This window comes from Streptomyces vietnamensis, from assembly GCF_000830005.1.
Taxonomy (GTDB): Bacteria; Actinomycetota; Actinomycetes; order Streptomycetales; family Streptomycetaceae; genus Streptomyces; species Streptomyces vietnamensis.
Window position 1 is genome coordinate 5,965,879 of sequence record NZ_CP010407.1, and the last position, 13,809, is coordinate 5,979,687.

11 protein-coding genes are annotated in these 13,809 nt (G+C 70.3%); 3 read left to right on the plus strand and 8 right to left on the minus strand.

All coding sequences use genetic code 11. The features are described 5' to 3' along the window. Positions 1-100 precede the first annotated feature (100 nt). The 8 genes from SVTN_RS26870 to SVTN_RS26905 form a co-directional block, all read right to left on the minus strand. Complete coding sequence (locus SVTN_RS26870; RefSeq protein WP_052499319.1) at positions 101-682, minus strand: GTP-binding protein; 582 nt, start codon at positions 680-682, stop codon at positions 101-103. Further along, the gene (locus SVTN_RS26875; RefSeq protein WP_041131417.1) at positions 663-1,214 is read right to left on the minus strand and encodes a DUF742 domain-containing protein; all 552 of its coding nucleotides are present in this window, start codon (positions 1,212-1,214) and stop codon (positions 663-665) included. The genes SVTN_RS26870 and SVTN_RS26875 overlap by 20 nt, the downstream gene beginning before the upstream one ends. A gap of 92 nt (positions 1,215-1,306) precedes the next feature. Further along, on the minus strand, positions 1,307-1,720 hold the full coding sequence (locus tag SVTN_RS26880) for a roadblock/LC7 domain-containing protein (RefSeq protein WP_026057603.1): 414 nt from the start codon (positions 1,718-1,720) through the stop codon (positions 1,307-1,309). 7 nt (positions 1,721-1,727) lie between these two features. After that, positions 1,728-4,949: a sensor histidine kinase gene (locus SVTN_RS26885; protein ID WP_041131418.1), complete on the minus strand. Its 3,222-nt coding sequence runs from the start codon at positions 4,947-4,949 to the stop codon at positions 1,728-1,730. Positions 4,950-5,289: 340 nt separating this feature from the next. Continuing rightward, positions 5,290-5,871: a GTP-binding protein gene (locus SVTN_RS26890; protein ID WP_052499320.1), complete on the minus strand. Its 582-nt coding sequence runs from the start codon at positions 5,869-5,871 to the stop codon at positions 5,290-5,292. Continuing rightward, positions 5,852-6,256, minus strand: coding sequence for a DUF742 domain-containing protein (locus tag SVTN_RS26895; protein WP_017235980.1), 405 nt, complete (start codon positions 6,254-6,256; stop codon positions 5,852-5,854). The genes SVTN_RS26890 and SVTN_RS26895 overlap by 20 nt, the downstream gene beginning before the upstream one ends. 160 nt (positions 6,257-6,416) lie before the next feature. After that, positions 6,417-6,830, minus strand: a complete 414-nt coding sequence (locus tag SVTN_RS26900; RefSeq protein WP_030496942.1) for a roadblock/LC7 domain-containing protein — start codon at positions 6,828-6,830, stop codon at positions 6,417-6,419. Positions 6,831-6,839: 9 nt separating this feature from the next. Next, positions 6,840-10,640 (minus strand): sensor histidine kinase, encoded by a 3,801-nt coding sequence (locus SVTN_RS26905; RefSeq protein WP_041131420.1) that lies wholly within the window; start codon positions 10,638-10,640, stop codon positions 6,840-6,842. 568 nt (positions 10,641-11,208) lie between these two features. Here SVTN_RS26905 and SVTN_RS26910 point away from each other — a divergent pair. The 3 genes from SVTN_RS26910 to gltX all read left to right on the plus strand — a co-directional run bounded on the left by SVTN_RS26910 (position 11,209) and on the right by gltX (position 13,782). After that, the gene (locus SVTN_RS26910; protein WP_041131421.1) at positions 11,209-11,412 is read left to right on the plus strand and encodes a hypothetical protein; all 204 of its coding nucleotides are present in this window, start codon (positions 11,209-11,211) and stop codon (positions 11,410-11,412) included. A 116-nt stretch (positions 11,413-11,528) separates the two neighbouring features. After that, positions 11,529-12,314, plus strand: coding sequence for a fumarylacetoacetate hydrolase family protein (locus SVTN_RS26915; protein WP_041131422.1), 786 nt, complete (start codon positions 11,529-11,531; stop codon positions 12,312-12,314). Further along, positions 12,307-13,782, plus strand: a complete 1,476-nt coding sequence (gltX, locus tag SVTN_RS26920; RefSeq protein WP_041131423.1) for a glutamate--tRNA ligase — start codon at positions 12,307-12,309, stop codon at positions 13,780-13,782. Before SVTN_RS26915 ends, gltX begins: the two co-directional genes overlap by 8 nt. Positions 13,783-13,809: the final 27 nt, after the last annotated feature.

A 13,809-nucleotide genomic window follows, 5' to 3' on the forward strand; every position in this document is an offset into this window, starting at 1 on the left:
ACAACGTAGTGGACGCGGCGGGGCACGGGGGCGGTTTCACGCGGAAGGCCGCGCTCCCGGGAGGGGAACGCGGCCTTCCATGTGAAACGCCGGGGGACAGCTACCGCAGGCGGGCCATGAGGGCGTGCTCGACGAGCGTGATGAGCGCGCTCTTGGCGTCGGCGCGGTGGCGGGCGTCGGTGGTGATGATCGGGGTGTCGGGGCCGATCTGGAGGGCCTCGCGGACTTCCTCGGGCTGGTAGGGCTGGTTTCCGTCGAAGCCGTTGAGGGCGATGACGAAGGGGAGGCCCGAGTTCTCGAAGTAGTCGACGGCGGGGAAGCAGTCGGCGAGGCGGCGGGTGTCGACGAGGACGACGGCGCCGATGGCGCCGCGGACCAGGTCGTCCCACATGAACCAGAAGCGGTCCTGACCGGGGGTACCGAAGAGGTACAGGATCAGGTCCTGGTCCAGGGTGATGCGGCCGAAGTCCATGGCGACGGTCGTCGTCGTCTTGTCGCCGGTGTGGGTGAGGTCGTCGATGCCCGCGGACGCGGAGGTCATGACGGCTTCGGTACGCAGCGGGTTGATCTCCGAGACCGCGCCGACGAACGTGGTCTTGCCCACGCCGAAGCCGCCCGCCACCACGATCTTCGCGCTGGTGGTTGAACGGGCCGCGCCGCCGTTAGAGCTTGCGAAGTCCACTGAGCACCCTTTCGAGCAGTGTCACGTCTGGCTGACCGCCGGCGGCCTCGTCGCCGCCGGGCTGGTGGATGGCGACGAGTCCGGCCTCGGCCAGGTCGGCGACGAGGATTCGGGCGACGCCGAGGGGAATGGAGAGAAGTGCCGAGATCTCCGCGACCGACTTGATCTCGAAGCAGAGGCGGCAGATCCGCTGGTGCTCGGGCAACTGCCCCTGCAGCCGGGCGGGATCGGCCGTCGTACTGACCAGCGCCTCGATGGCGAGCTGGTAGCGCGGCCGGGTCCGGCCGCCGGTCATCGCGTACGGACGCACCAGCGGGTTGTGACCGCCGGAGCCGCCCGCGGCGGACGCGCCGCGCGGGGCGGCCGGCGAACCCGCGGCCGTCGACGGGACCTGAGGCTGTGCGTAGGGCTGCGACACACCCTGTCTGCTCGGTGCGGAGGGAAAGTTGAACCGGTTCTGCGCGGTGTCGCCCAGGGGCGCCTGATGCGCGTCATAACCGTTGTAAGGGCTCCCGCCCGGGGGTGTACCCACGTCTCCTCCTCCGACTGCCTCGCGGCCCATGTCCCTTGGACCCGCGCCACCGCACCCTACGGTGCGGTGGCACGAAACGCACTGTCTGTCTGTTAGTTGAGAAGACTTCCCTGAAGTTCCGCCCGGAGGTCGGGAGTCAGAACCGTGCCCGCGCGGTCCACGAGCAGAGCCATCTCGTAGCCCACGAGGCCGATGTCGGCCTCCGGGTGGGCGAGGACGGCCAGCGAGGAGCCGTCCGAGATCGACATGATGAAGAGGAAGCCGCGCTCCATCTCCACCACGGTCTGGTTGACCGCACCGCCCTCGAAGATCCGGGACGCACCCGCGGTCAGCGAGGTCAGTCCGGATGCGACGGCCGCCAGCTGGTCGGCGCGGTCACGGGGGAAACCCTCGGACATCGCCAGCAGGAGTCCGTCGGCGGAGACCACCACCGTGTGCGACACCCCGGGGGTGTTGTCCACGAAGTTGGTGATCAACCAGTTCAGATTCTGCGCCGCCTGGCTCATGCTCACACTAACGCTCCTGGTTGTAGGTACTGCCCGGGCCGAGGCCCGATCCGTTCGTGTCCGTTCCCGCGTTGTTGCGTCCCTGCTGGACGCCCCGGCGCAGGTTGCTCAACCTGCCCCGTACGTCCTCGGGAGCGCGGGAGACCTGGGGGCCGCCCTGCGGGGTCTGCTCAGCAGTGCCCTCGACCAGGTTGGCCTTCGGGACCCGCCGGGGGAGACCGGACGAGGTGACCCCGCCCGCCTTGGGGTCCTTGAGCTTTCCGGCCCGCTGCCAGCGCTCGTCGTTCGTCGAGCGCCATTCGTCGGAGCCGTCGGCTTCGTTCTGCTGCTGTACCGGCTGCGCGGGCTTCGGCTGCTGCGGCGCCTGCTGCGTCTGCTGGCCGACGCTGCCGCGGCGCGGCAGACCGGCGTCGGTCAGCGCGTGTCCGGCGTCCGGGACGGGACTCGCGGTCGGACCCGGACGGTCGAAGCCTACGCGGTCGGGGGCCTGTTCGGGAGCGCTCGGAGCAGATTCCGGTTCCGCTCCGAAATCCTGTCCGTAGCCGCCCTGGTAAGCGCTCTGATCTGGCCACTCTGCCTGATGGGGCTGGGGATCGAACGCATTGCCGTACTGCTGGTGTTCGGTTTCCGGGGTCTCGTACGAGGCTTCCGCATAGCCCTGCTGGGGGTACGCCTCGTAGCCCTGCTCCGGGTACGCGTAGCCGTCCTGCTGCTGCGGGTAGGCGTCCTGCTGCGGGTAGCCCGCCGCGTACTCCTGGCCGTACTCCTGGCCGTACTCCTGCGGCTGCGCGTACTGCTCCGCCGGGTACTCCTGGGCCTGCCCGTAGTCCTGGCCCTGGTCGTACTGCTCCGCCGGCTCCGGCTCGTCGCTGAAGAGCGGACGGTCGCCGCCCTGCGCCTGGGCCTCCAGGGCGGCACGCCGCTCCTCGCGCTGCAGCGAGCGGTTGACCGGGTCGAGCTGACGCCCCTCCTCGGCCGGCTGCTCGTAGCGCGAGTCGTCGAAGCCGAGGTCGGCCGCGGTGAGCATCTGCTGCGGCGGGGCGGCCTCGAAGGCGTTCTGCTGCTGCGGAATGATCTGGGAGACGGTGAAGTCGTCCTGGAGCGGCTGCTCGCCGCCACCGCCGTGAGTGATCGCGTCCGGCAGCATGACCAGCGAGGTCGTTCCGGCCTGCTCGCCCGAGGGGCGGAGCTGGACCCGGATGCCGTGCCGGTCGGCGAGCCGGCCGACCACGAAGAGGCCCATGCGCTGCGAGACGGCCGCGTCCACGGTCGGCGGGTTCGCCAGCTTGTGGTTGATGTCCGCGAAGTCCTCGGCGGTGAGGCCGATGCCCTTGTCGTGGATCTCGACCATCACGCGGCCGTCGGGGAGACGGGTCGCGGTGACGCGGACCTTGGTCTGCGGGGAGGAGAACGTGGTGGCGTTCTCCAGGAGCTCGGCGAGCAGGTGCACGAGGTCGGTCACGGCCTGGCCGTGGATCTCGGCCTCCGGCACGCCGGCCAGCTCGATGCGCTCGTACTGCTCCACCTCGGAGGAGGCGGCCCGCATGACGTCGACCAGCGGGACCGGCTGGTCCCAGCGGCGGCCCGGCTCCTCGCCGGCGAGGACGAGGAGGTTCTCGCCGTTGCGGCGCATGCGGGTGGCCAGATGGTCCAGCTTGAAGAGGTTCTCCAGCTGGTCCGGGTCGGCCTCGTTGTTCTCCAGGTCGGTGATGAGGGTCAGCTGGCCCTCGATCAGGGACTGGTTCCGGCGGGAGAGGTTCGTGAAGATCGCGTTGACGTTGCCGCGGAGCATGGCCTGCTCGGCGGCGAGCCGGACGGCCTCGCGGTGGACCTGGTCGAAGGCGCGGGCGACCTCGCCGATCTCGTCCTGCGAGTCGATCGGGATGGGCTGGACGCGGGTGTCGACCCGGCCCGGCTCCGTACGGGAGAGCTGGTCGACCAGCATCGGCAGGCGCTGCTCGGCGATGCCGAAGGCGGCGGACCGCAGCTCGCGCATCGAGCGGCTCATCTGGCGGGCCATCATCCCGGCCAGGATGAAGGCGGCGAGCAGGGCGACGACGGTGATGCCACCGGTGACCCAGGCGTCCGTCTTGGCCTCGTCGGAGATGTCGGCGGCCTCGTTCACGGCCTTGTCGACGAGGGTCTTCTCGACCTCGCTGTAGCCGTCGAACTTGGCGGTGGCGACGGCCATCCAGGTCTCGGGCGTGATGCCCTTGCCCTTCAGCTCCTTGATGCCCTCGGGGCCCTTCGCGGTGCCGATCTGGGAGGCCACGCCGGAGTAGACGGAGCCGTCCTTGCCCTTGGGGAGCTCGATGCCGGCCGCGGCCATCTTCTTCTCGCCGTCGGCGGCCTTGCCGGCCATGACCTTCTTGAGGAGGTCGACGTCCTCGGGCAGACCGCCGGAGTTGTACTCGCCGAGGGCGATCTGCTCCAGGTAGTTGTACGAGTTGAACGCCACGGACTGCTGGGCGAAGACGGCCTCGTCGTGGCTGGGCCGGACCAGGAGCTGGGTGCCGATGGAGCGCTGGAGGGACTCCGCGCCCTTCGAGAGCTGGATCGCGTAGACGGTGCGGCCGTAGCTGGTGATGTTGCCGGTGCCCAGACCGAGCTCGTTGGAGAACTCCATCAGGTAGTGCTGCACGCTCGTGTAGCCGAGCTGGGTGTTCACCGGGTCCAGGGACCGGGTGTACGCCGCCTTGCGCAGCGTCTCCAGCTTGGGCTCCTCGTCCTGGAACAGCCGCAGACGGCGCTCCAGGCCCTGGCCCGACGGCATGTTCTTGACGGCCTCGTCGAACTTCGCCTTGGCGGCGTCGGTCGCGGCGTACGCCCGCGTGACGTCGTCGACCTTGCGGTCCTCGGGGGTCTTCGCGACGAGCAGGGGGCCGGCGGTGAGGTCGCGCTCGTTGAGCAGGGCGGTGCCGTACTCCGAGGCGGCGCGCACGATGAGCGCCGTCTTCTCGGCGTCCTGCGCCTCCTGCCAGGTGTCGATCGCTCCCTTGACCTGGAAGCCGCCCATGACGAGGCCGACGAGCACGGGTATGAGGAGGATCGCGTTCAGACGGGTGGGCACCCGCCAGTTGCGGGGCGAAAGCTTGCTGGAGCTTCCCTTGGGCGCCTCGGTGGGGGGCGGCGTCACGGGAACGTCCGCGGGCGACACCGCTGTACGGGACGGCGGTGTGAAGTTGCCCCGCGTCTCCTGCTCCGCGGAGCTTTCCTTGCTTCGCCTCACTCGACCAACAACCTCTCGGCGTCGGCACCTACGTTGTGCCGGTGTTTCGTTCAGGGCCGTACTACTCGGGAGTTCATGAATTGCAGCACGTGAAGGGGGTCCCTTCCAAACAGTGGGAAGCGGCCCCTTTCAGTGGTCCAGGCCTCACTTAAAACGGGCATAAAGAGCGAGCCCCGCCAAATGGCGGGGCTCATGTGAGCGCAGTGACACCGGTCGGATGCATCGGGTGTCCGGGGCGCCCCAATTCTCTGTCGAAATGTTATGAACGCGCGGGCGGCCGTGTCGAAGGACACAGACCGCCCCTGGCAGGGGCATATGACAACTGCCCTGAACCGTTCCGCTACTTGAGCCGTGCCATGAGGGCGTGCTCGACGAGCGTGATGAGCGCGCTCTTGGCGTCGGCGCGGTGGCGGGCGTCGGTGGTGATGATCGGGGTGTCGGGGCCGATCTGGAGGGCCTCGCGGACTTCCTCGGGCTGGTAGGGCTGGTTTCCGTCGAAGCCGTTGAGGGCGATGACGAAGGGGAGGCCCGAGTTCTCGAAGTAGTCGACGGCGGGGAAGCAGTCGGCGAGGCGGCGGGTGTCGACGAGGACGACGGCGCCGATGGCGCCGCGGACCAGGTCGTCCCACATGAACCAGAAGCGGTCCTGACCGGGGGTACCGAAGAGGTACAGGATCAGGTCCTGGTCCAGGGTGATGCGGCCGAAGTCCATGGCGACGGTCGTCGTCGTCTTGTCGCCGGTGTGGGTGAGGTCGTCGATGCCCGCGGACGCGGAGGTCATGACGGCTTCGGTACGCAGCGGGTTGATCTCCGAGACCGCGCCGACGAACGTGGTCTTGCCCACGCCGAAGCCGCCCGCCACCACGATCTTCGCGCTGGTGGTCGATCTGGCCGCGCCGCCGTTAGAGCTTGCGAAGTCCACTGAGCACCCTTTCGAGCAGTGTCACGTCCGGCGTGCCGCCGGTCTCTCCGTTGCCCGGCTGGTGGATCGCCACCATGCCGGCCTCCGCCAGGTCGGCCACGAGGATCCGGGCGACACCGAGCGGCATCGACAGGAGGGCCGACACCTCGGCCACCGACTTGACCTCGCGGCAGAGGTGGCAGATCCGCTGGTGCTCCGGCAGGAGCGTGGCGAGGTGTGCCGGGTCGGCCGTGGTGCTGACCAGCGCCTCGATGGCGAGCTGGTAGCGCGGCCGGGTCCGGCCGCCGGTCATCGCGTACGGACGCACCAGCGGCTGGTCGCCCTCGTGTCCGTACTCGTCGACTGAGGCGCCGTACGGATCGTGAGAGGCGGGGGGCGGGGTCATGAATCCTCCGGGCGTGACAGCAAGACTTCTGCCGTCTGATGGGGCCGGTGGGGGGCCGGGTGGGGCGGCCGGACGATGAACAGTGTCAGGGCGGTACGGAGGGGCGTACCGCCCTGTCGGTCGGTCGATGCGGACTTTGGGGGTGTCCGGTGTGCGCGACCTAGTGGAGCAGGCTGCCCTGGAGCTCCGCACGGAGATCCGGGGTGAGCACGCTGCCGGCCCGGTCGACCAGCAGCGCCATCTCGTAGCCCACGAGGCCGATGTCGCACTCGGGGTGTGCGAGCACGGCCAGCGAGGAGCCGTCCGAGACGGACATCAGGAAGAGGAAGCCGCGCTCCATCTCCACCACGGTCTGCGCGACGGGTCCGCCCTCGAAGATCCGGGACGCGCCCGCGGTCAGCGAGGTCAGTCCGGATGCGACCGCCGCCAGCTGGTCGGCGCGGTCGCGGGGGAATCCTTCGGACATGGCCAGCAGGAGTCCGTCGGCGGAGACCACCACCGTGTGGGACACCCCGGGGGTGTTGTCCACGAAGTTGGTGATCAACCAGTTCAGATTCTGCGCCGCCTGGCTCATCGCGTTCAACTAACGCTCCTGCTGATGGTTCGGACCGAGGTGGTGGCTACCCGTGGTCGAGTTGCCGGCCTGGCGGCCCTGCTGAATGCCGCGGCGCAGATTCGTGAGCCGGCCGCGGACGTCGTCGGGTGCACGCGAGACCTGGGGGCCGGCCGTGTGGGCCTGCTCCTGTGCGGTCCCGGGTACGAGGTTGGCCTTCGGCACACGGCGCGGAAGGCCGGAGGTGGTGACGCCGCCGGCCGCGGGCTTGCGCACCCGCTCCGCCTGGCGCACCAGCTCGTCGTTGGGCGAGGTCCGCCAGGCGGCCCCGCCGTTCTGGCGGCCGTCGACGGCCGGGTCACCGGCCGGACGGGGCGCGGGAGCGGACGGCTGCGACACGACCGGGGTCTGCATCGTCTGCGTCAGGTCCGCCTGGTAGGCCTGCTGCGCCGGTGCCTGCTCCTGCTGCGACCAGTTGGTCTCCAGGTTGTCGTACAGCGGGGTACGACCGTCGCCCGCGCCACCGGCCGGCGGCAGGGCCTCCGGACGGCGCGGCTGCTGGAGCTGGGGCTGCTGCGGCTGCTGCCGGCGGACCGGCTCGGCCGGACGCGGGGCACCGAAGTCGTTGCCGTTCCGCTGACGCGGCGCCGGGGGCTGGGCCTGCGGGGCCTGCTGCTGCGCTTGCGGCACGAAGGGCTGCCGGCCGAACTGCTGCTGCTGGCCGAACTGCTGCTGACCGCCCTGGTACGCCTGGGGCTGCGGGGCCTGCGGCTGCTGGGGGGCCTGCGGCTGCTGCGGGGCGCCGAAGTCGGGGCGCGGGAACTGCGCCGTCGACGCCGGGTCCTGCTGGTACGCCTGCGGGGCCTGCTGCTGATGCTGCGGCTGCTGGGGGGCACCGAAGTCCGGGCGCGGGAACTGGCCCGTGGAACCGGGGCCCTGCGGAGCCGCCGGCGCACCGTACAGGCCCGCCGACTCCGGCTCCTCGTGACCGCGCGGGGCGTCCAGCGGGGACATCTCCTGCTGCGGGCGCCGGACCGGCTGCTGCTGCGGGTCGTTGCCCCAGCTCGCGGCCTGCGGGCGCTGCGGCTGCGGGGTGCCGCCGGGCAGCTCGGCGCGCGGGAAGTCGTACCCGCCCTGCTGGGCCTGACCCGGCTGCTGCTGCGGCTGCTGCTGCTGCTGCGCGGCGGGCCCGGACTGGTTGCCCCACACGTCCGTACGGGACGGGATGGCGCTCGCGGCGCCGCCGATGAGGCCGCCCCCGCCGGGGCCCGGACGCAGCGCGTCGGGCTGCTGGGGGGCCTGCGGGGCCTGGGGGACCTGCGGCAGCTGGCCGGTCTGCTCCAGCTGGGCGTTCTGTGGCTGCGGGGTGCGGGACTGCGGCGCGCCCTGCGGGCCGCCGGCGAGCGGGGCACCGTCACGGGCGGGCAGCGCGGCCCGGGGACCGCTCGTACCGACCTGACCGCGCGCGGCACCGGCACCGGCGCCGAGACGGCCGGCCGCCGAGGACGGGGCACCGCCCGGAGCGCCCGGACGTCCGCCGCCGGGGCCGCCGGCCGCGCCGGGGCCGCCGGGGAGACGGCCGCCGGGGGCGGAGGCACCCTGCGGCATCGCGCCCTGACCGCCCTGGCCCGGCTTGGGCATGGGCTTCTTGCCGCCCTGGGCGACGTCGACGGGGAGCATGACGAGCGCGGTGGTGCCGCCCGAGTCGGACGGGCGCAGCTGGATCCGGATGCCGTGTCGCAGGGACAGGCGGCCGACCACGAACAGACCCATGCGGCGGGAGACCGAGACGTCCACGGTGGGCGGCGAGGCGAGCCGCTCGTTGATCGCGGCGAGGTCCTCGGGGGAGAGGCCGATGCCGGTGTCGTGGATCTCGACGAGCACGCGGCCGTCGGGCAGCGCGTGACCGGTGACCCGGACCTTGGTCTGCGGGGAGGAGAACGAGGTGGCGTTCTCGAGCAGCTCGGCGAGGAGGTGCACGAGGTCGTTGACGACGCGGCCGGCGACCTCGGTCGCCGGGACCGCGGCCAGTTCGATGCGCTCGTACTGCTCCACCTCGGAGGCGGCGGCACGGAGGACGTCGACGAGCGGGACCGGGCGGGTCCAGCGACGGCCCGGCTCCTCACCGGCGAGGACGAGGAGGTTCTCGCCGTTCCGACGCATACGGGTCGCGAGGTGGTCGAGTTTGAACAGCGAGGAGAGCTGGTCCGGGTCGGCCTCGCGGGACTCCAGCTCGGAGATGAGCGAGAGCTGGCGCTGGATGAGGCCCTGGGAACGGCGCGAGAGGTTGGTGAACATCGCGTTGACGTTGCCCCGGAGGAGGGCCTGCTCGGCGGCGAGGCGGACCGCCTCGCGGTGCACGTCGTCGAAGGCCGCGGCCACCTGGCCGATCTCGTCCCGGGAGTGCACACCGACGGACTCGACGGAGGTGTCGACGTCCTGCGGGTCGGACTCGGAGAGCTGCTTGACGAGCTCGGGCAGACGGTCCTGGGCGACCTTGGTCGCGGTGTCCTGGAGCCGGCGCAGCGAGCGGATCATGGACCGGGCCACGACGAAGGCGCCGATGAGCGAGACGCCGAGGACGAGGAGGATCAGCGCACCGTTGATGATGGCGTCGCGCTGCGACTCCTGCCGCAGCTCACGGGCCATCGTCTCCATGTCACCGAGGAGACCGTCCTCGATGCGGTTCATGGCGACGATCTTGGTGCTGTACTCGTCCGTGAAGTTCAGGTGACCGCGGCGCATCGTCTTGATGGCGTCGTCGGAGTTGAGCACGCGCTCGGCGTACTTGTTGGCGGCGTTGATCGACGGGTCGCCGCTGTTCAACGACTCGGTCTTCTCGGCGGCGTCGCCACCGGTCGACTCGTAGATCGCCTGGAAGGACTTGAGCTCGACGCCCTCACTGTTGAGGGCGGCCTCGCCGTAGAGGCGGTCACCCTGCTGGAGGTCACCGAGGGTCCGGTCGCTCGCGGGGAGCGCGGCGGCGATGATCGCCTGCTGGATGGAGGCGTACTCCTTGGCGGACGAGAACGCGGCGAGCGCGCGGGTCCGCTTGATCATCTCGGGGTTGCTGGTCGCCTGCGCCATGTCCTGGGACAGGCTGAGGAGCGAGCGGATGAGGCGGCTGTACGCCTCGACCGTCACCGAGTGGGAGACGTTCTTCTCGTAGGCGCTGCCCCGGATGGAGTGGAGTTCGGCGAGCTGCGAGGCGATCTGACTGACGTTCTGGCGGATGCTGCGCAGCGCCTCGTCGGTCTCGGTGTCCGGGATCTCCTCGGTGGCGTCGAGGAAGGCCTTGTACTCGCGGTCCGTCTTCCGGCGCGGGTTGGCGACCTGGTAGTCGCTGACCGGGCGGCCGTTGGCCAGCGGTCCCGCGGACAGGTCGCGCTCGGCCTGGAGGGCCTGCGCGAGGCCGGTCGCCTCTCGGGTCAGCTTGGTGAGCAGCTGCATGTGGTCGAGCTGCTCCATGTCCTGGAGCGAGTCGCTGATGCGGATGCCGCCCAGGGTGGTCGCCGCGACCACGGGGAGGGTGAGGAGCGCGACCAGGCGCGTGGAGATGCGCCAGTTGCGCAGGGCTATTCGCGGGCCGACCTCGTTCTCGGCCCGGAGCTTGGGGGGTGCGGCGGACGGCTCGGCGGACTTGGCCGCGGCGCTCGCGCGCCTGCCGCCGTCACCGCTCTCGCCGGTCGGTCCCTGACCCTGGTTCGGGGTGTGCGGGGCCGAGGGACCGCGGTCGGTCCCGGCACGCGGTTCCTGCTCCGCCGGAGCATCCGCTCGGCCCTGGCGGGCCTGGGGAGACCCCGAGCCATCCCTCTTGAAACGTCCCTGCACTAGCGTCGCAACCTCTGGACCAGGCGTCCTTCCGGGTGAACGGAGAGGACGGTGTCGGCGTCGATCGGGGCGCGTGGAGCGCCCCAGGTGGTCGTCGGTGACCGGCGCAGTTCCCCCTTCCCCGCCACTCGGCCGGCGCTGCGTTGCGCCCCCTGCGTGCCGGCTTGAAACCCGCGGCGGTGCGTGGAATTCCAGCACAGTGCCGGATCTCCAACAAGGGCCGCGTGTCGTGACGGGAGGGGCATGACAACGCGTGCACGGCACGTCACCCCATGTAGAAGATGATCACGGAGGATTCGGACTTATCTGGCCCAATGGTCGGGCATCCCCGTGTGTCCCAGTCGACATGATCAGGAGCGGAATAGCTCATTCAGTGGCGTAATGTCCCTTTCCGTGGCGACCGGCAACGGTCCGTAATGCCCGGAATGTATCCCGCTTGGTGAGCAAACTCACACCCAGATCGATGTCTCAGCCATGCATTCGAAGGGAATTGCATGTTTAGCCTGACGCTTTACACCCCTTCGCGCCCGTACGGGTGCCTCTCCCGGAACAAGGTCTGATCACCGCGATGAAGACGACGACGCTCCGCAAGACGGCCAACCCCCGCCGTTCCACCCTCGTCCACCTCTCGGACGCCGCAGACCTCGCCCGGGGCGCCCAGCCGGAGTACGCGGTCGAGCTCCCGGGCAACACGGCCAACCCGCGCCGCACGATCCTGATGCAGGCCCCGGCCCCGTACCAGCCCCAGCCGTACGCCACCGCGTCCCGCTAGTACCCGTCGCCCGCCCGGTCCATCAGCACCGGTTATATCGCCGGTCGGCCGCCCCTCGCCGCGTTAGCCTGGAGCGTCAGACTCCAGCCAGTACCAAGTGAGGGGCGACAGCACTCGTGCGCATCGCCAGATTCTCCATCGACGGCAATGTGGCCTTCGGCGCCGTCGAGGGCGAGGGAACCGTCGAGTCCGGCGGCCTCGTCCTCGACATCATCAAGGGCATCCCGTACACCGACTTCGAGCTCAGCGGCACCAAGGTCCCGCTCAGCAAGGTACGGCTCCTGCCGCCCGTGCTCCCCAACAAGGTCGTGGCCATCGGCCGCAACTACGCCGAGCACGCCGCCGAACTCGGCAACGAGGTCCCCGACGTCCCCGTCGCCTTCTTCAAGCCCACCACCTCGGTGATCGGCCCCGGCGACGCCATCGAGTACCCCTCCTTCTCCAACGAGCTGCACCACGAGGCCGAACTGGCCGTGGTCATCGGCCGCATGTGCCGCGAGGTCCCCCGCGAGCGCGTGAAGGACGTCATCTTCGGCTACACCTGCGCCAACGACGTCACCGCCCGCGACGCCCAGCAGCGCGAGAAGCAGTGGGCCCGCGCCAAGGGCTTCGACACCTCCTGCCCCCTGGGCCCCTGGGTGGAGACCGACCTCGACCCGAGCGACCTGACCATCCAGGCCACGGTCAACGGCGAACAGCGCCAGCTGGGTCGTACGAGCGACATGATCCGCTCCATCGAGGACCTGGTCGTCCACATCACCGAGGCCATGACGCTGCTCCCGGGCGACGTCATCCTCACCGGCACCCCCGCCGGGGTCGGCCCCCTCAACGTCGGCGACGAAGTCGCCGTCACCATCGAAGGCATCGGCACTCTCACCAACAAGGTGATCAAGCGTGGCTAACGCGAACATCCGCGTCCGTTTCTGTCCCTCCCCGACCGGCAACCCCCACGTGGGCCTGGTCCGCACCGCCCTCTTCAACTGGGCCTTCGCCCGGCACAACCAGGGCACCATGGTCTTCCGCATCGAGGACACCGACGCCGCTCGCGACTCCGAGGAGTCGTACAACCAGCTGCTCGACTCCCTCAAGTGGCTCGGCCTCGACTGGGACGAGGGCCCCGAGGTCGGCGGCCCCCACGCGCCGTACCGCCAGTCCCAGCGGATGGACATCTACAAGGACGTCGCCGACAAGCTGCTCGCCGGCGGCTACGCGTACCACTGCTTCTGCACCGCAGTGGAGCTGGAGGCCCGCCGTGACGCCGCCCGCCTGGCCGGCAAGCCGTCCGGCTACGACGGCACCTGCCGCAACCTGAGCGCCGAGCGCATCGAGCGCTACCGCGCCGAGGGCCGCGAGTCCATCGTCCGCTTCAAGATGCCCGACGAGCCGATCACCTTCACCGACCTGGTCCGCGGCGAGCTCACCTTCACCCCGGACAACGTGCCGGACTACGGCATCCTCCGGGCCAACGGCGCCCCGCTGTACACGCTCGTCAACCCGGTCGACGACGCCCTGATGGAGATCACCCACGTCCTGCGCGGCGAGGACCTGCTCTCCTCCACCCCGCGCCAGATCGCGCTCTACAAGGCGCTGATCGAGCTCGGCGTCGCCAAGGAGATCCCCTCCTTCGGCCACCTGCCGTACGTGATGGGCGAGGGCAACAAGAAGCTCTCCAAGCGCGACCCGCAGGCCTCCCTCAACCTCTACCGGGAGCGCGGCTTCCTCCCCTCGGGCCTGCTGAACTACCTGTCGCTCCTCGGCTGGTCCTTCTCGGCCGACCGCGACCTCTTCACCATTCCCGAGATGGTGGAGAAGTTCGACATCGCCGACGTCAACGCCAACCCGGCGCGCTTCGACCTCAAGAAGGCCGAGTCGATCAACGCCGACCACATCCGGATGCTGAACGTGAAGGCCTTCGCCGAGGCCTGCGAGCCCTGGCTCCAGGCCCCGCACGCCCCCTGGGCGCCGGAGGACTTCGACCAGGACGCCTGGGAGGCCATCGCGCCGCACGCCCAGACCCGCCTGACCGTCCTCTCGGACATCACGGCCAACGTCGACTTCCTCTTCCTGAAGGAGCCGGTCTTCGACCAGCCCTCCTGGGACAAGGCCATGAAGGGCGAGCCCGCGGCCCTCCTGACCACCGCCCGCGAGAAGCTGGTGGACGCCGACTGGAACGACCCCGAGTCCCTCAAGAACGCCGTCCTGGCCGCCGGCGAGGCCCACGGCCTCAAGCTCGGCAAGGCCCAGGCCCCGGTCCGCGTCGCCGTCACCGGCCGCACGGTCGGCCTGCCGCTCTTCGAGTCCCTGGAGATCCTGGGCAAGGAGAAGACCCTGGCCCGCATCGACGCGACCCTGGCGAAGCTCGCCGGCTGACCCGCGCCGTACGCACCGGTACCCCCG

What these genes read in the sequence shown, in the direction of transcription:
- SVTN_RS26910 (WP_041131421.1), top strand. Translation starts at nt 11,209, where the DNA reads ATGAAGACGACGACGCTCCGCAAGACGGCCAACCCCCGCCGTTCCACC.
- SVTN_RS26900 (WP_030496942.1), bottom strand. Translation starts at nt 6,830, where the DNA reads ATGAGCCAGGCGGCGCAGAATCTGAACTGGTTGATCACCAACTTCGTG.
- SVTN_RS26880 (WP_026057603.1), bottom strand. Translation starts at nt 1,720, where the DNA reads ATGAGCCAGGCGGCGCAGAATCTGAACTGGTTGATCACCAACTTCGTG.
- SVTN_RS26895 (WP_017235980.1), bottom strand. Translation starts at nt 6,256, where the DNA reads ATGACCCCGCCCCCCGCCTCTCACGATCCGTACGGCGCCTCAGTCGAC.